The sequence below is a fragment of the Romboutsia sp. Marseille-P6047 genome (assembly GCF_900604535.1).
Classification (GTDB): Bacteria; Bacillota; Clostridia; order Peptostreptococcales; family Peptostreptococcaceae; genus Romboutsia_E.
In genome coordinates, this window is record NZ_UWOT01000005.1 from 140,069 (window position 1) to 156,507 (window position 16,439).

The 16,439-nt window shown below is 27.8% G+C and carries 15 protein-coding genes; 4 read left to right on the forward strand and 11 right to left on the reverse strand.

Translation table 11 applies throughout. The features are described from left to right. Nucleotides 1-19: 19 nt before the first annotated feature. Together EIH23_RS06965 and EIH23_RS06970 are read right to left on the reverse strand one after the other, a co-directional pair. Nucleotides 20-781, reverse strand: a complete 762-nt coding sequence (locus tag EIH23_RS06965) for an alpha/beta hydrolase (RefSeq protein WP_122639498.1) — start codon at nt 779-781, stop codon at nt 20-22. Between the two features lie 25 nt (nt 782-806). Next, nucleotides 807-2,171: an MFS transporter gene (locus EIH23_RS06970; RefSeq protein WP_122639499.1), complete on the reverse strand. Its 1,365-nt coding sequence runs from the start codon at nt 2,169-2,171 to the stop codon at nt 807-809. 171 nt (nt 2,172-2,342) lie between these two features. Here EIH23_RS06970 and EIH23_RS06975 point away from each other — a divergent pair, with 171 nt between their 5' ends. Beyond that, nucleotides 2,343-3,176 (forward strand): helix-turn-helix domain-containing protein, encoded by an 834-nt coding sequence (locus EIH23_RS06975; RefSeq protein ID WP_122639500.1) that lies wholly within the window; start codon nt 2,343-2,345, stop codon nt 3,174-3,176. Between the two features lie 46 nt (nt 3,177-3,222). Here EIH23_RS06975 and EIH23_RS06980 read toward each other — a convergent pair whose 3' ends face one another. Together EIH23_RS06980 and EIH23_RS06985 are read right to left on the reverse strand one after the other, a co-directional pair. Continuing rightward, on the reverse strand, nt 3,223-3,936 hold the full coding sequence (locus EIH23_RS06980) for an acyl-[acyl-carrier-protein] thioesterase (protein ID WP_122639501.1): 714 nt from the start codon (nt 3,934-3,936) through the stop codon (nt 3,223-3,225). 266 nt (nt 3,937-4,202) lie between these two features. Continuing rightward, nucleotides 4,203-5,630: a potassium/proton antiporter gene (locus EIH23_RS06985; RefSeq protein ID WP_122639502.1), complete on the reverse strand. Its 1,428-nt coding sequence runs from the start codon at nt 5,628-5,630 to the stop codon at nt 4,203-4,205. 288 nt (nt 5,631-5,918) lie between these two features. On the opposite strand from EIH23_RS06985, the gene EIH23_RS06990 reads away from it, so the two are divergent. Continuing rightward, on the forward strand, nt 5,919-6,098 hold the full coding sequence (locus EIH23_RS06990; protein ID WP_122639503.1) for a hypothetical protein: 180 nt from the start codon (nt 5,919-5,921) through the stop codon (nt 6,096-6,098). 106 nt (nt 6,099-6,204) lie between these two features. On the opposite strand, the gene EIH23_RS06995 is transcribed toward EIH23_RS06990, so the two are convergent. The 3 genes from EIH23_RS06995 to EIH23_RS07005 are packed head-to-tail and all read right to left on the reverse strand — an operon-like array spanning nt 6,205 to nt 9,333. Then, nucleotides 6,205-7,044: a creatininase family protein gene (locus EIH23_RS06995; protein ID WP_122639504.1), complete on the reverse strand. Its 840-nt coding sequence runs from the start codon at nt 7,042-7,044 to the stop codon at nt 6,205-6,207. A gap of 15 nt (nt 7,045-7,059) precedes the next feature. Next, complete coding sequence (locus tag EIH23_RS07000) at nt 7,060-7,929, reverse strand: amidohydrolase family protein (protein WP_122639505.1); 870 nt, start codon at nt 7,927-7,929, stop codon at nt 7,060-7,062. A 3-nt stretch (nt 7,930-7,932) separates the two neighbouring features. Beyond that, complete coding sequence (locus EIH23_RS07005; protein ID WP_122639506.1) at nt 7,933-9,333, reverse strand: MFS transporter; 1,401 nt, start codon at nt 9,331-9,333, stop codon at nt 7,933-7,935. A gap of 184 nt (nt 9,334-9,517) precedes the next feature. Between EIH23_RS07005 and EIH23_RS07010 the strand changes: the two genes are divergently transcribed. After that, the gene (locus EIH23_RS07010) at nt 9,518-10,498 is read left to right on the forward strand and encodes a helix-turn-helix domain-containing protein (protein ID WP_122639507.1); all 981 of its coding nucleotides are present in this window, start codon (nt 9,518-9,520) and stop codon (nt 10,496-10,498) included. A 123-nt stretch (nt 10,499-10,621) separates the two neighbouring features. On the opposite strand, the gene EIH23_RS07015 is transcribed toward EIH23_RS07010, so the two are convergent. The 4 genes from EIH23_RS07015 to EIH23_RS07030 all read right to left on the reverse strand — a co-directional run bounded on the left by EIH23_RS07015 (nt 10,622) and on the right by EIH23_RS07030 (nt 14,983). After that, a complete protein-coding gene (locus tag EIH23_RS07015) occupies nt 10,622-12,568 on the reverse strand; it encodes an oxidoreductase (protein WP_122639508.1) in 1,947 nt (648 codons plus the stop codon). 164 nt (nt 12,569-12,732) lie between these two features. Next, nucleotides 12,733-13,800, reverse strand: coding sequence for an AraC family transcriptional regulator (locus EIH23_RS07020; protein ID WP_122639509.1), 1,068 nt, complete (start codon nt 13,798-13,800; stop codon nt 12,733-12,735). A gap of 228 nt (nt 13,801-14,028) precedes the next feature. Then, nucleotides 14,029-14,478 carry a globin domain-containing protein gene (locus EIH23_RS07025; RefSeq protein ID WP_122639510.1) on the reverse strand — a complete coding sequence of 150 codons (450 nt, stop codon included), beginning with the start codon at nt 14,476-14,478 and terminating at the stop codon, nt 14,029-14,031. A gap of 145 nt (nt 14,479-14,623) precedes the next feature. Then, entirely contained in the window at nt 14,624-14,983 is a 360-nt protein-coding gene (locus EIH23_RS07030; RefSeq protein WP_122639511.1) for a hypothetical protein, read from the reverse strand. Nucleotides 14,984-15,186: 203 nt separating this feature from the next. Here EIH23_RS07030 and EIH23_RS07035 point away from each other — a divergent pair, with 203 nt between their 5' ends. After that, nucleotides 15,187-16,245 carry a PQQ-dependent sugar dehydrogenase gene (locus EIH23_RS07035; RefSeq protein ID WP_122639512.1) on the forward strand — a complete coding sequence of 353 codons (1,059 nt, stop codon included), beginning with the start codon at nt 15,187-15,189 and terminating at the stop codon, nt 16,243-16,245. The last annotated feature ends 194 nt before the right edge of the window (nt 16,246-16,439 follow it).

Genomic DNA, 16,439 nt, shown 5'->3' on the forward strand with positions numbered 1-16,439 from the left:
ATTCTTAATTATTTTACATTTATTTATTATTAATTAATTTACAAAAATCGATAATTGCATCTTCACATTCACTTCTAGCATTTATATTTTCAAAGTTATGACCTGCACCCTCAATTTGTATATATGTTGTTTTATTATCTTTATAACAATCTAAATAAGTTTGGCAAGTACGATCATCAACTAATTTATCTTCAGTCCCTCTTATAATTAGAACTTCTTTGTCATATCCCATAGCACTTGAGAATGGCTCATAGTTGTATAAATCATAATTAAAGTCAATATTAAATTTTAATCCTTCCATATTAGCATATTGTATTGATTTATCTTTCAGCTCATCTGCACGTTCTTTACAACCGTACCACATTCCAGCACCAGGGCACATAAGAATTAAAGCAGCTGGTTGTAACTTTGGAGCAACACATGCAGCTACATAACCACCCATACTATGACCAGATAATATGATTTTATCAGAAGTCGTTATTTTTGAATCAACTAACCAATTATATACGTCAATAGCATCTTCTATAAGACCAGTAAAAGTCATTTCTTCAAATTCTCCATCACTTTCACCACAGCCATAAAAGTCAAATCTAGCACATCCGAATCCATTAAAATCAAGTATTCTAGATAAATGAGCATGAGCATATCTATGCCCTGACATACTTCCTCCAAATCCATGTAGATTTAACACTATAAAAGGATTTTCTATATTATCAGGAAGGGTAAGTACACCTCTTAATGTATTATTTTTACGATTTTTTATTTCTATTAATTTAATCATCATATCTCTCCTAAATAAGCATATTTTAAATGTTTTTTATATTCTTTCTTTTAATTGATAACTCTTGTAACATTTCTTGAGTCTTTTTCTTACTTAAAGGATATATAAAGAATAATGCTAATATTGCTATTAAATATCCTATAGAATAAATTCCTGTATACGATTTCCAAAGCTTTGAAGCAACTTCTGCTGTTTGAGTAGAAGCATGTACGTTATATCCTATAAATGCAAGTATAAAACTACTTAAACTAGCACTTAATGCAGCAGCAAGTTTTCTAAAGAATGAATATGTAGAGTAAATTATACTTTCATTACGAGTTCCAGTTTGTAACTCTTGATAATCTATTGAGTCATTTACCATAGCCCAAATTAGTATTTGGAAACCTGATGCTCCTATATAGCAAACCCCATTGATTATTATAAACATTATAGGATTATCTATTGGGAAGAAAAATAAAACTCCATACACTATCGCAGCAAAACCAGCCCCATACATACACCATTCTTTTTTACCAAATTTATTAGCAACAAACTTAGTTCCAATGAATGTAATTATTGAATAAACTGTACTTAACATTCCTGAAACAGCCATTATTTTTACATTACCAAAATAATCTTTAAATAAATATGTATTTAATCCATTAACAACACTAGCTGATATCATACCAACTAAACTAGCAATTATAACTCCTAATAAAGCTCTATTTTTTGATATATTTTTTAATACTTCAATGTAACTAAATTTTTCCTTTTCTATATGAGGTAACTCAACACGTTCCTTACACCATACAGATGTAATTTGTAAACAGAAAACGCTTGCACAAGCACAAATAATAGCTAATAGTAAGAAGTTTGAAGGTACAGGTTTGTTATCTTTATATAAAAATAATGGTCCAACGATAACTATTACAGTCATAAAAATAGTTCCACCTAAACTTCTATATCTTGATAAATCTGTACGATGATTAGTATCATCTGTCATAACACTTGATAATGATCCAAATGGAACGTTTACACAAGTATACATAGCTTCATATAAAACATAAGTAATTAAGATATAAGCTAATCTTAAACCATAATTTAAATTAGAAACATTTAAAAATCCAATACACATTAAAATTGCACAAGGTATTGAAAATGTACGAATCCAAGGTATAAATTTTTTACCAGGTTTTGCTTTACGAGAATCTATAATAGCTCCTATTATAGGGTCATTGATAGCATCCCAAAATTTTGTTACTAGCATTATTGTACCTACATGGATAGGGTTAACTTTTAGAACTAATGTATAAAATACTGTTAAAAACATAGCCCTAAACTGTTCCGTACAGCAGCACCCTAAATCCCCCAGAGTATAACCAATCTTATCTTTCATTGAAAACTTTTGCATAAAGTACCCCCTTGTTATTGATAAAAAATAGATTGTAAATAAATTTAACAAAACTGTCATATTTATTTGTATTTTTATTATCTCATATTGTAAAATAAAATTATATTCATATCTTGATATAATATTAACAAAAATTGATATATTAGCTATTAAAATAAAAGGGGGGTATTAATGATTGATAAAAAAGATTATTTTGTAAGGGAATTTAAATTTAATAATATAAAAACTAAAAGAATTAACTCAAATAAATATTATAAAATATTATTTGTATTTTCGGGAGATTGTAATTTAAATTTAAATAATCAATCTCAAAGGTGTAGCACTGATAATATTATTTTAATAAGTCCTAATAATTTTATTGATATAGAATCAAAATCAAAACAACTTTTAATAGTCTATGAACTATCAGTTACAGCAGAATTACTATATAAATTATCTGATGAAGAAACAGACCTTGTTAAAAGTTTTAATACTGTACCTTTTGAGTGTGCAGTTATAGATGCAAATACAGAAACCAATATGTTAACAAAAAATATATTAAAAAAGCTTGCTTATTTAAAAGAGGAAAATTATGAGTTTGCTAACAACCTATATATTAAAAGTATGTTATCAATAGTTCTAGTTCTAATACTAAGATCCTGTATATATGCAGAACCAAAGCAAAAAATAAAAAGAAGTAAACCATTTTTAATAGATGATATTTTTGCATATATTAACAACCACATTACAGAAGAAATTTCTCTTGATGATCTTGAAAAAGAATTTTATGTTAGTAAATTTCATATATCTAGAGAATTCAAAAAAACTACGGGATTAACTTTACATCGTTATATAGTAAAAGCTAAATTAGATTTATCAAAAAAACTTATAGCAGAAGGAATGTCTATAGTAGACGTTGCAAATATTTGCGGAATAGGAAGTTATAATAATTTATTCCGTGCTTTTAAAAAGGAGTTTGGAGTTACACCAAAAGAATATTATAATGAAATAAAAAAATATAAATAGAAAAAGCCATCCAATAAATCCTTTTGGATGGCTTTTTCTATTTATTTTATGATAATTCTATTACCGCATTTAATTTATCCTTAGTTTTAGCTGTAATAATATGCTTGTCATCCTCTACAGTATAATAGCACTCAACCATTTCACCATATACAATCTCTTTTTTGTATATTATTCTTACATTGTCAAACACTATAGTCTTATAAATATCTTCAGGTAAAATTTCATATGCCATATCAAGATAGCTTAAATTGTGCATATGCTCATTTATATCTATGTCTCTTCTTTGTATATAATATTCTTTTTTAAATATGTAATCTTCACATTTTATGTCTTCTAAATCTTCATCAAATACTCTTTTATCAGGTTCTGATTCATATAAATCAATTAACTCTGGTGTAAGTCTTACGGGTCTTCTTCTATCTATATCTACAAATATCCATCTTGATGTAGCTATAGCAATTACATTACCTTCTTTATCCATAATCTGAAAATCACGATATGCATATAATCTATCTGATCCCCTTGACCATGTTTGAGCTTTTATTTCATCATTATATTTAGGTCTTTTTATGACTTTCATTTTCCAGTCTAAAAGCATCCATGCCTTTCTTTTACTTTCTACTTCAAATACCCCATACCCTATAGATGCTGAATGAAATCCTGATACGTCTTCCATTATTTTAAGAAGTGCTTTGTTTGTAGCTTCGTTATTCTGTCCTATATCTTCTAATCCAATTATATAATTAGTACTATATATCATAAATGTTCACCTTTCTAAATATTTTTATCAGTTATGTTATTTTATACTTTTTTATAAGTATTAGATCAATTCATATTTAAATATATATACACTTTTATTATATCATAAGAATAATTCCTTAATTTAAATAAAACTATTGGGCTATTAATTGATTATTTTTAGATGAAAAGTAATTTAGGCATAAACATCTCTATTTTATATAGAGATTAGTTTATGCCTAAATTATCTTTAAAATATATTATTCACTTGTAATACATATTTTACTTTTATATTAAATGTTTTATATTATTTCCACTTAAAACCAATGTATCTCCATCTCTTATTACTGTAGACCCTTTAGGAACTAATATTTTATTATCTCGCTTTATCATAACAATGAGTATATCTTCCGGTATATTTGAATCCATAATCGTTTTATCTACCCATTGATTATCTCTTGTTATGCTAACCTCTAATAAATCAGTATTTATTTCACCTGTGTAATCTGTAAAAGTTTTCAATACCAAAGATTCATCTTCATTATCAACTAAATCTAATACACTAGCCACCTTAGGTATAAGTGTTCCTTGTATTGCAACCGAGAATAAAGCTATAAAGAATATAATATGAAATATATCATTCTCTATACTAACGCCATATGTAACTGCAAATATTGCAAAAACAACTGACGCAGCTCCTCTAAGCCCAACCCAAGATATAAATATTTTTTCTTTAGCTGTAAATTTAAATGGACTAAGTATTATAAATGTAGCTAATGGTCTTGCGATTAATATCATAAATAGAGATATAGATACTGCCGTTGATGTAACATAAGGTAGCCTTGATGGGAAAGATAACAGACCTAATATAAAAAATAATGCTATTTGCATAATCCAAGATACTCCATCAAAAAAATGAAACATACTTTTCTTTTTAGGTACTTTACTATTTCCAATTATTATTCCTGCTATATATACACTCAAATATCCATTTCCACCTAAAAACTCACTAAGTGAATATGAAAGTATTGCAACAGCAGTTACAAATATTGTATAAAATCCATCTACTTCAAAGTTTGAGTATTTAAGTATATAAACCGTGCTCTTTGCAAGTAAAAAACCTACTATCAATCCAAATACAATCTGCTTAATTATTATAGGTGACACCGTACTTATACTTAAATCTCCTGAGCTCTTCATCATTGTAAGTACTATAAGAGTCATCATATATGCAATTGGATCATTACTTCCACTTTCAACTTCTAAAAGTGATGCTAATGAACCTTTTAAATTTAGTTTTTGAGCTCTTAAAACAGCAAATACTGATGCAGCATCTGTAGATGCTACTATTGCTCCTATTAAAATTCCTTCTAATAGAGTAGTCTTTATTACTAAATGACAAAATAAACCTGTAAGACCTGCCGTCATTATAACACCTAATGAAGACATTAATACTGATGGAAGTGCTACAGGCTTAGCCATCCTCCAATTTGTTCCAAAACCTCCATAGAACATAATAAATACTAATCCTAGTGAAGATAATGTACTAGTTAGCTCATAGTTATCAAAGTAAATTCCAACTAGTCCATCTGATCCAAATAACATACCTAGGACAATAAATATAAGAAGCATTGGTACTCCAAATTTATATAAAACCTTAGTTGAAGTTATACAGATGATCAATACTAAACCACTAATTATCATCAATTCTGTCATTAAATTCCTCCTTATATAATTTAGATTATCACTAATTACTCGAATCTTAAATCCAAATATTTCCTATAATTATGTTATTATCATAATATATTTTTTACAGTTTATCAAACTATCCCAGGTAAAATTCTTGTTAAATTCATATAATTATGAATAGTCTCCTTTTTTATATAGATTCCACTTTTCTGTTGTTAAATTTTTTAATCAAGTTTAAAATATAAAATATCACGTATTGTTATTATTAGATAAGAAATACTGACCACAAATTATTTATACAACAGGAGAAATGATATGAGTAAGTTACTTTTAGATATAATAGGTAATGAATGTAAAATTACTATTTTAGGTATATGTGAAGTTAAAGGAACAATAATTGATATAGACGATACATGGATTAAATTCAAGTATAGAAAAAAAGGGCAAGTTAGACTTATTAGAAAGTGCTTTGTATCAAGTATCTTGTCATTATAAATATAATTCATAAATTAAATAAATTTTAATTTACATAATAAATAAAAATATGCCTAATAAGTTTCATTGCAGAAATTTTTAGACATATTTTTATAATTATACTATATTAAAATCTATTTTTATTAAAATTAGATGGTACCCAAGGGCATTTTTCTTCTACTTCCTTATTATATTCCTCAAGCTTTCTCATTTGCTCTACAACATGAGTTAAGTTCATTCTCTCTACCATTTGTTCAATAAGCTCTTCACCTTCATTAGCTAATTTATTTCTAGTTTCTTCATCTGGCACAGCAGTTGTACTCATATGATCTCCTTTTTCTTTGAAATAATATCCTATAGAGCCACTTTGATATGCCATACCAAATATATCATCAAATTGTTTACACGATTGAGGATTTTTATGTTCATATTTTGTTGTAAGTGGAACATCTTCTATTCTATTCATAATTTTATAAGCACCAACACTAATAGCATGAAAGCTATCTAGAGATTTAAATAAATCTTGAGCATTTTTCATTACATGCATTGTCATATCCATATATAATATAGGAACTCCTGTTTCATCCATAAAATCTCTTATCATTGGACTACATGTCATGTGAGCTGGACCATGGAAACTTATATAAATTTGACGTTTAAATCCTAATCTTAGTAAGTTTCTTGCTATTGCTCCAAGATAATCGATTCCTTCTCTTACACTTACTTGAACTGTACCTCTTGCACTTGCAGTAGCTCCTGCATAAAAATATGGAAGACCTGTTAATACTAAGCCATCACAAGCCTCTGCCATTTTTAGTGCATAAGCTTCACTAATAGTAGTTTCACAATCTAGTGGAAATCCTCCATGAAGTTCTACTGTTCCAACTGGAACTATAATAATATCATTTCTTGATAGATACTCTTCAACTTCATCATTAAGCATCTTTGGTAATATTCTTGTACGCATTTTTATCTCCCCTACTTATAAATTAAATAATTTAACTGAATTTCTATTACAAATATTCTCATAAGTTTTTTTATCTAAAGAACCTTCTTCATACTTTTCATCAAGCCACTTTCCAAGTGGAAATTCCATTTCATTGTTAACCATATCAGTTCCAAATAATAATCTATCATTGTATTTCTTTAAAAAATTTAATCCAAACCCTTCATCACGCATAATAGCACAACCACCACTATTTGCAGATAAATCACCATATAAATTAGGATATTTTTCAAATAAATATGGTAGTCTACCTCCTAAAGTAACCTTGCCACTTCCCCATTTCATTCTTTCTTCTAAAGAGTTTCCTGGGTCTTTGCTTATTTCATGCCAAAATGGTTGACTATGACCAATAAACTTTAATTTAGGATACTTCTTTAATGCTTCTTCTAACATGAAAAGTCCACTATCATCTACAATACCATACTGATATCCTTCTTTGGGACTCATATGAAATAAAATGGGTAAATCTAATTTTTCTGCAGCTTCAAATACTTTTTGTATAAAGGTATCATTTAATTTACGATTAATCATAAATTCTCCAATACCAACTGCACCTTGTTCTTTGTATAAACTTAATCTTTCATATATACTATCTTCATTATTATAATCTAAATTACACATCCAAACATATTTATCTTTAAATATTTCACATATTTTTCTACATTCGTCATTATAACCAATTGGCATCATTGAATTATTATTTTCTCCAGCTGACATTAGAATGCCTTTTTCAATGTTTAATTTATTTAAGTGAGGTATCATATTTTCTGCACTTGAAATAAACATCTTATCAGTTTTAGGGTATTGATTTAAAGTTAAATGAAGATGGATATCTATTTTTTTCATATTTTATAAATTCCCCACTTCTTTAATGTTTTTCTCTCTTTTTTGTTTTAATGCATCATACATTTCTTCTGTTTTACTTTTATTAAGATTAAATATAAATCCAATTCCTATTACTTGTAATACACAAGTTATAACTGGTAGTAATGTTACAAGAAGATATATACCATTTATAGTTTCTGCAGTTTGTACTACATTGCTTCCTGATACATATCCTATTGCTCCTAATCCAAATGATACAAATGCAGAAGCGATAGTTGATCCTATTTTTCTACTAAATGTATATAAAGAGTACATAGAACCGTCACTACGTTCGTTAAATTTCCATTCGCTATAATCAAGACAATCTGTAACTAATGCCCAAATTAACATAGTAAATGCAGTTTGACCTATCATCGCTATTAAGTATAAAGCTGAATATACATATACATTCTTTATTTCAACTACAAATGGAATAACACTGAATACAGTACTAAATAAAATTCCTGCCATTAAAGTTGCCTTTTTACCATACTTTTCAACAAGTTTTGGAACAAGTGGGAAGCAAAGTAAAAGAATTGGCACTGATGCAAAACTAAGTAAAGTCATTATAGAAGTATTTTGATAATACTCTTTAAATATATAACTTCTTATTTGGCTAGAGCCAGTTATATAAAGCATACTACCTATAGTTGCTATCATGACTCCTATTAATGGTCTATTTTTAACAACTGCTTTTAAAACATTTCCATAATTAAACTTCTCACCATTTTCTTTCTTTTCAACACGAACACGCTCTTCTGTATTTTTTAATAAAAGAGAATAACTAATAATACTTAAAATACCAAATATAATTCCTAATAATGTAAATCTTTCTGGGATAATATTGCTATTTGCATCAAAACATATAACTGGTACAAAAGATAAAGCCCCTATACCAACAAGTGTACCACCTATACTTCTTGCTCTTGATAACTTACTTCTATCAATTGGATCTGTACTAACAACGTTTGCCATAGCTCCAAAAGGCATTGAAGTTCCTGTATAGCTCATTCCATATAATACATATACAAAAGCTACCCAAGCATGTAATGCAACTCCAGTGAATGGAACACTAGTAAAACACAATACTCCTGATAATGCTAGTGGAACCATAAATATTTTAATCCATGGCTTAAACTTATCACCTGATTTACCAATCATCCATCTGTCTGGTAAAGAACCCATTATAGGGTCATTAATAGCATCCCATAATCTAGCTGCTAAGAATAATGTCCCCATCCATGCACTACTAATTCCTAATACATAAGTACAGAATATTAAAAAGTATGCATCTACAAATAAATTAACAAAACTCCCTGCCATATCTCCAAATACATAACCTATTTCATCCTTTTTACCAAAAGGACGCACGCTTTTGTTTACCATATAGATCTTCCCCCTAAATAATTTAATGATTTTTAGTAAAACGTTTACAACTCTATAATAATCTATTTTATTTGCAATTTAAATTGCATAATTTACAAAAAACATTGCAAATATTACATAAAATCATTACTATTATTAGTAATTAGTAATTTAAATTTTGTTAATTTAATAGGAGAAATTATATATGAAACTTTCTGAAATTGAAGAGTTAATAAGATTAAACAAGATAAGTGTAATAAATGATACAGAAATTCTTAATGAAATAGTAAATCAAAAAAGAACAGATTTTTTAGGCATATTGACAGATGATGGAAGCTACATTGGATATAAAGATATAGAAATGAATAGCTCGTTTATTGATGCACATGATATGATTGATTCTGAAAAAGACACTGTAACTTTACATAATCATGGATTTTATGAAATAATCTTTTGTAAGTCAGGAAATATTCAATATTTAATAGAGGATGATAGATACAATATTCAAAAAGGAAGTATAATAATTATTCCACCTGGAGCTTCTCATCGACCACTGCTATGTGAAGCCTCAAAAGAAACTTATCATCGTACAGTAATATGGATCAACTCAAATTTTTATAATCAATGTAGTAAAATGCTTAAATTAACTGAAAAAATTGAACATGACCCCATGTTAAATGGTCACTATGTTCTTCAAACATATAGCACACTTTATTTACAAGTAGAACAAATTATAGAGCTTTTACTTCAAGAAAAAGCTAATTCAAATCCATCTAACGAATTTTTCTGTTATAGCTTATTTGTTCAATTATATTGTTTATTTTATAGAGCTCATTGTTATAAAAATTTATCTTATTCTAAGCCAGAAAAAACCATATTACTAGATGAGATATTACACTATATATCAAATAATTTATCACAAAAAATCACTATTAAATCTATTGCTGATCATTTTCATATAAGTGAGTCTAGTGTTAATCAGCTATTTAAAAAGAATTTTAATACTAGTGTATATAAATTAATAACACAAAAAAGACTTACAACATCTAAAAAACTAATTATGGACAATGTTCCTTTAAAAGAGATTCCACATCAGTGTGGTTTTTCAGATTACTCTGTTTTTTATAAAGCGTTTACTAAAGAATATAAAATATCTCCAAAAGAATTTAAAAATTATAATCTATAAAGAAATACTGTAGATAGATTTGTAATAATCAAACTTATCTACAGTATTTTTTATAAATTTATTTTATATTAAGTTATATTTAATATAAAATAAATTTTCAATCCATCTCCTAGATTGTTTATATTACAACTTTTTAGCAATATCATATCCTGCATTAATAGCATCTTTTATTGTTCCAACATTGTTTGCATCTCCTATAGTATGATAAGTCATTTGAAGTTCCTTTAAGGTATCAACTAACCTAGAGTCTGCTTTGTAACCTACTGCGAATATAAGTGTATCACAATCATCAATACAGTGGATTTCACAGTCTTTACTATAATAAATTTTATCTTCTTCTACACTTTCAACCTTAGCATTGCAGATTAACTCTATACCTTTTTTCATCATACGCTGCACAAGTAAACTTCTCCCTGGACCTGTTTCTGTTTCCATGACTTCTTTACCCATTTCAATTACAGTAACTTTTCTATCTCTAGGAAAACGATCATAAACTAAAGGTGCAAGATAATCTGCAGTTTCACAACCTACAGAACCACCTCCAATAATAACAATTTTATGTCCAGGAAATACCTTGCCATCTAAAATATCATCGGCTGTTGCCCAATGTTTAAAGGCTGTAAATTGTTGAATAACAATAGGGGAAGCTCCATTGCTTACAATCACTTCATAATCAGAAAATTCATCTTGCAATAGTTCTTTATTAACATTACAGTTTAAACGAACTTCAACTCCACTTTCATCTAGTTTTCTAACCATGTATTGTGTAACTTTTGAAAGATCTTGCTTAGCAATTGGTATAGAAGCTATACGCATAAGTCCCCCTAGTTCTTCATTCTTATCACAAAGAACTACATGATGTCCCCTTTTCTTTGCAACATAAGCCGCTTCCATACCAGAAGGTCCCCCACCAATAACAAGAACTTTTTTCTTTGTATCAGATAACTTAAGAGTATCTTCATTTTCAATTTCAAGAGATGGATTTATTGTACAAGCTATACGATTTCCAAACATAATACCATTTAGACAACGAAGGCATCCAATACATGGACGTATATCCTTGTCTAACCCTTTTTCTGCTTTATTAGCAAATTCAGGATCACATAAATTAGCTCTTCCAATCATACAGATATCTGACTTTCCATTTGCAATTAATTCATCAGCAATCCAAGGCTCTGTAATTCTTCCAACAGTAGCTATCGGAATTGACGTATGTTTTTTAATTTCTTCTGATAGCTTAGCATGAGAGGCTTGCTTTGTACCAGGTGCAGGTATTGAGCTACCACGCATGATAGTAGTTCCTCCAGATACATGAATCATATCAGCTCCATGTTTTTCTAACTGCTTAGCAATATATATTCCATCATTAATATTTAAACCACCATCACAATATTCATCACCAGAAATTCTTACATCAATAATAAAATCTTTTCCACATGTTTTACGAACTTCTTCAATAACTTCTAGTGTTAATTTCAAACGGCCATTAATATCTCCTCCATATTCATCAGTTCTTTTATTATATATTGGAGATAAAAAACCTCCTAATAGACCATGAGCATGGGCCGCATGAATTTCAACACCGTCTCCTCCAGCAATTTTAATTCTTAATGCGGCTTCACCAAACTGCTTTATAATAGTTTTTAATTCTGGTATAGTTACTGGTCTTGGAGCTTCCTTTGCATAGGAAGGTCCAACATTTGATGGTGCAATTAAACGAGGTGTTCCTGGAACAGGAAATGCCATATAAGCAGGATGGAACAATTGTGGAAGTATTTTTGCACCATACTTATGTACAGCCTCCGTCAACTTTTTCCAACCAGGAATATAAGAATCATCACTTATGGACATATCTCCAGGTAAATATGTATAAACAGGTTCAACAGTAGTTACTTCAGTTACAATAAGACCAATACCACCTTTTGCCCTTGCCGCGTAATGCTCAACTAAAGTATCTGTTACATAACCTTTATCTGCTAGATTTGTAGATATTGGTGGCATAAAAATACGATTTTTAACTATGGTTTCACCAATTTTAATAGGCGAAAATAAATGACTATATTTTTTCATATCCTCATCTCCTTTTTATTTGATGTTATCATATTTTTTGATTACTTTCCTTGTTCAAGCTTGATGTTAAGGGTCAAAATATGTCCTTGTATTTGAAGATTAAAGACGAAAGGAGATAAAATTAAAGAAAAAATGACTTATAATAGAAAGTCTTAATGTAGATTTTAATCTTTAGCAATATCTATAATAATTTCATCATTACAGTGAGTCATAGTACTTCTTACATCTTTAGACGTTTTAATAAAGCAAAGAATATGTCCTTCTTTTTCTTTAATTTTTATACCAACATTTTCATAAATTATGTTTTCTGATTCTTCTAATAGATGTTGAAGCAGCTCCATTTGGTTATAATCTAAATACATTAATTGCTCTCTTTTATCTTCATTAAATTTAATATTATTGACAAACTTTTTTCGATAGTGGCTAGGAGCAATTCCATATAGTTCCTTAAAAGCTGTAGTATATGCTTTAGAATTTGGCATGCCACAATCATCAGCAATCTGCTCAATAGATTTTTTCCCTTCCAATAAAGATTCTATAGATTCACGTACTCTTACAAGAGCAACATATTTTACAAATGGAATGCCTGTATATTTTTTAAATAGTTTAGACGTATAAGAAATACTAAACATAAGTGTGTTTGCTATATCACTTAAACGTATATCCTCTTTATAATGACTATCTATATATTGAATAGCTTTAATATAATTTTCTCTATGAGTAGACTGAAGAGGCAAATGTTCAATAGGGTACTGCATGTTATTAGAAGTTATATTAATAATTTCCATCATTATTGTATTTAACTCAAATAGATTATTATTGCCACGTAACAAAACTCCAATTAATTTACCTATTTGAATCTTTAATTTTTTCAATAATTTAAAATTATTATTATCAGTACAAACAATTGATTCGTAAGAATGCTTTATTTCTCCTATCATTGCTGGTGTAAATAGAGAAAAATCAATATGTATAGTTAAAATCACATTTTCTTCTCTAGAATTTTGACGAATCATATGAATATCATTCGGAGCAATTATTACTAGTTCATGTTCTTTAATTGTATGAGAAAAGTTTTCTGTAATAGCCTCATATTCTCCCTTTAAAACGTAGGTTATTTCTAGGCTTCTATGACGGGAAAACACTTGTCTGCTAAAGCTATTAATGCTTAAGCTTAAAGGATATCCGAATTTTTGACCAGAAAAATCATAATAATATCTCATATTTTGCATAAAAACCTCCACTTATTATAGCTATAAATTTAATATGTTTTTTCTTTAAATATATAAATTGAAATTATATTAATAATATTAGGGGTTTTCACAAAAATAGACAAGTTTTTATTCTTAATCATAAATGAATGGTAATCATCATAGTAAGTTTAATAATTACAAGGGATTAATAAAAGCTCCTTAATAGTAGTGATATAAATATCAATACTTTAAGGAGCTTTTATTAAGTTACATTCTTTGATGTATTTGATTATCTACACATATTTGATTTACATACATTTCTTTTTCTACATCTATGAATACTTTAGCTATAACTTCATAAGCTTCTTCCCATGCATTTAAAACATCTTCTGTTGCTGCATCCCCTAGAACTTCTTTTATTGCTAATAATAAGTTCTTACCTACTATTGGATAATGTTCTGATTTTACTTTTGAATTAACGTGAATACTTGCTATTTTCTTTACTGCTGGTAATAATACTTCTAAATTATCTATATTTTGAGCTGCTGCTAATACTGTCATTGCTAGTGCTTTTGGTTGTTCTCCAGATTCTTGCTTATCCATGTTAAACATTTCTTTTACTTCGGGATTATTAGCAAACATTGTTTTATAAAAAGTTTTTGTTATTTCTAATCCGTGTTCTCTTAATACTGGTACTGTGCTTTTTACTATATCTATTGTTTTTGATTTAACATATTTATTTTCTCCTTTTTAATGTGTATTTTATATATACATTTAATTATTTAAAATATACCCAGCTAATTTTTTATATAAACATTTTTAAATATATATTATATATTTTTTTTAATTTTAAATAACTTAATTATATTCTTTCCATCAAAATAAGGATTTTTTCTTTTAAATTATTTAAGTAATCTATTCTATGTTCATATTGTTTATATGATAATGTATATAATTGATTTGAATTATAGATTATTGATGAATTGCTATACTCTTCAAATGTATCTATGTCTATATCTATATTATTTTCATTTATATATATTTTTATATTTTTAATATCCGATTCAATTTGTAAAAAACGCTTTGTATGACTTTTTTTAAAAGGTATTTTAAGAAAATATCCTATAATACCTGCATCAGTATATCCATCAATTGTAATAGATTGTTCACATTTTTTTATATTTAATAATAATCTTTTGCAATTATTTTTTATTTCACACATCTCTATTCTCCCTTTATCTTAAGCTTATTTAATTATAGTATACTACAACATGTTAATTACTTTTACTCTATATTTAAATTTACAATACTCTTTTACTTTTGATACAGTTCTCCAATCTATACTCAATAAATCAATTTGAGGTATCAATACTCATATATTAAAGTAATGATATTATACCTATATAATTTGGAGGATATCTCATTATGAAGAAAAAAATCTATAATTTCATATATAAACTTATATTATCAAGACAAATTACCTATGAAATAGAAGTCATTGCACAAAATTTAAATGTCCCCTGGGCAATAGATATAAGCAATGATAAAAGAATATATTTTACAGAAAGATCTGGATCAATTAGAGTTATTGAAAATAATATACTAAATCCAAATCCACTTATAAGATTTGAACTTCCATTTGTAGCTCAAGGTGAAGGTGGCCTTATGGGAATTGCACTAGACCCTAATTATTCACAAAATCATTATATATACGTTATGCATTCATATAGTGATAATAATAAAATATTAAATAGAGTAATAAGACTACTTGAAAGAAATAATACTCTATCAATTGATAAAATTCTTTTAGATCAAATTCCTGATAATCAATTTCATAATGGGGGAAGAATAAAAATAGGTCCTGATAGAAAATCATATATAACAACAGGAGATGCTCAAAATCCATCATTATCTCAAGACACATCAAGTTTGGCTGGAAAAATACTTAGAATTGAACTTAATGGTAATATCCCTATAGATAATCTATTTCCAAACTCACCTGTTTATAGTTTAGGTCATAGAAATCCACAAGGTTTAGCTTGGAGTTCTAATAATGTATTATACTCATCAGAACATGGTCAATCTGCTCATGATGAAATAAATCTAATAATCCCAGGAGGTAATTATGGATGGCCTCTTGTTCAAGGTTATGAAGATTCTAATGTCATTACTATTCAAAAACCTTTAGTTCATAGTCAAAAAGAAACGTGGGCTCCATCTGGTATTGCTTTTGCAAATAAAGGTGATTGGAAAGATAAACTGTTAGTTGCTAATCTTCGTGGTCAACAACTACTGGTGATGTCATTAAATGATAATAAAACAGAAGTTATAAATATAGAATCATTTTTTAAGAATAATTATGGTAGATTACGTGAAGTAATTCAAGGAAACGACGGATATATTTATATTTCAACAAGTAATAGAGATGGTCGAGGAAACCCTAATGAATTTGATGATAAAATCCTTAGGCTTGTGTCTAAATAAATACTTGATTTCTTAATGCTAAAATTAAATATATAGTTAAAGTCTTCTAATATTTTTATTAGTCTCTGTATATTCAGTTGACAATTCTATATTTATCATACTTTATATGCAATATATTTCAAAATAATTCTATACATTACGAATTATGTTATTTTCTCACTTCATAATTCCCTATAAATCAATTGACATGATAT

What these genes read in the sequence shown, in the direction of transcription:
- EIH23_RS06965 (WP_122639498.1), bottom strand. Translation starts at nt 781, where the DNA reads ATGATTAAATTAATAGAAATAAAAAATCGTAAAAATAATACATTAAGA.
- EIH23_RS06970 (WP_122639499.1), bottom strand. Translation starts at nt 2,171, where the DNA reads ATGCAAAAGTTTTCAATGAAAGATAAGATTGGTTATACTCTGGGGGAT.
- EIH23_RS06975 (WP_122639500.1), top strand. Translation starts at nt 2,343, where the DNA reads ATGATTGATAAAAAAGATTATTTTGTAAGGGAATTTAAATTTAATAAT.
- EIH23_RS06980 (WP_122639501.1), bottom strand. Translation starts at nt 3,936, where the DNA reads ATGATATATAGTACTAATTATATAATTGGATTAGAAGATATAGGACAG.
- EIH23_RS06985 (WP_122639502.1), bottom strand. Translation starts at nt 5,630, where the DNA reads ATGACAGAATTGATGATAATTAGTGGTTTAGTATTGATCATCTGTATA.
- EIH23_RS06990 (WP_122639503.1), top strand. Translation starts at nt 5,919, where the DNA reads ATGAGTAAGTTACTTTTAGATATAATAGGTAATGAATGTAAAATTACT.
- EIH23_RS06995 (WP_122639504.1), bottom strand. Translation starts at nt 7,044, where the DNA reads ATGCGTACAAGAATATTACCAAAGATGCTTAATGATGAAGTTGAAGAG.
- EIH23_RS07000 (WP_122639505.1), bottom strand. Translation starts at nt 7,929, where the DNA reads ATGAAAAAAATAGATATCCATCTTCATTTAACTTTAAATCAATACCCT.
- EIH23_RS07005 (WP_122639506.1), bottom strand. Translation starts at nt 9,333, where the DNA reads ATGGTAAACAAAAGCGTGCGTCCTTTTGGTAAAAAGGATGAAATAGGT.
- EIH23_RS07010 (WP_122639507.1), top strand. Translation starts at nt 9,518, where the DNA reads ATGAAACTTTCTGAAATTGAAGAGTTAATAAGATTAAACAAGATAAGT.
- EIH23_RS07015 (WP_122639508.1), bottom strand. Translation starts at nt 12,568, where the DNA reads ATGAAAAAATATAGTCATTTATTTTCGCCTATTAAAATTGGTGAAACC.
- EIH23_RS07020 (WP_122639509.1), bottom strand. Translation starts at nt 13,800, where the DNA reads ATGCAAAATATGAGATATTATTATGATTTTTCTGGTCAAAAATTCGGA.
- EIH23_RS07030 (WP_122639511.1), bottom strand. Translation starts at nt 14,983, where the DNA reads ATGTGTGAAATAAAAAATAATTGCAAAAGATTATTATTAAATATAAAA.
- EIH23_RS07035 (WP_122639512.1), top strand. Translation starts at nt 15,187, where the DNA reads ATGAAGAAAAAAATCTATAATTTCATATATAAACTTATATTATCAAGA.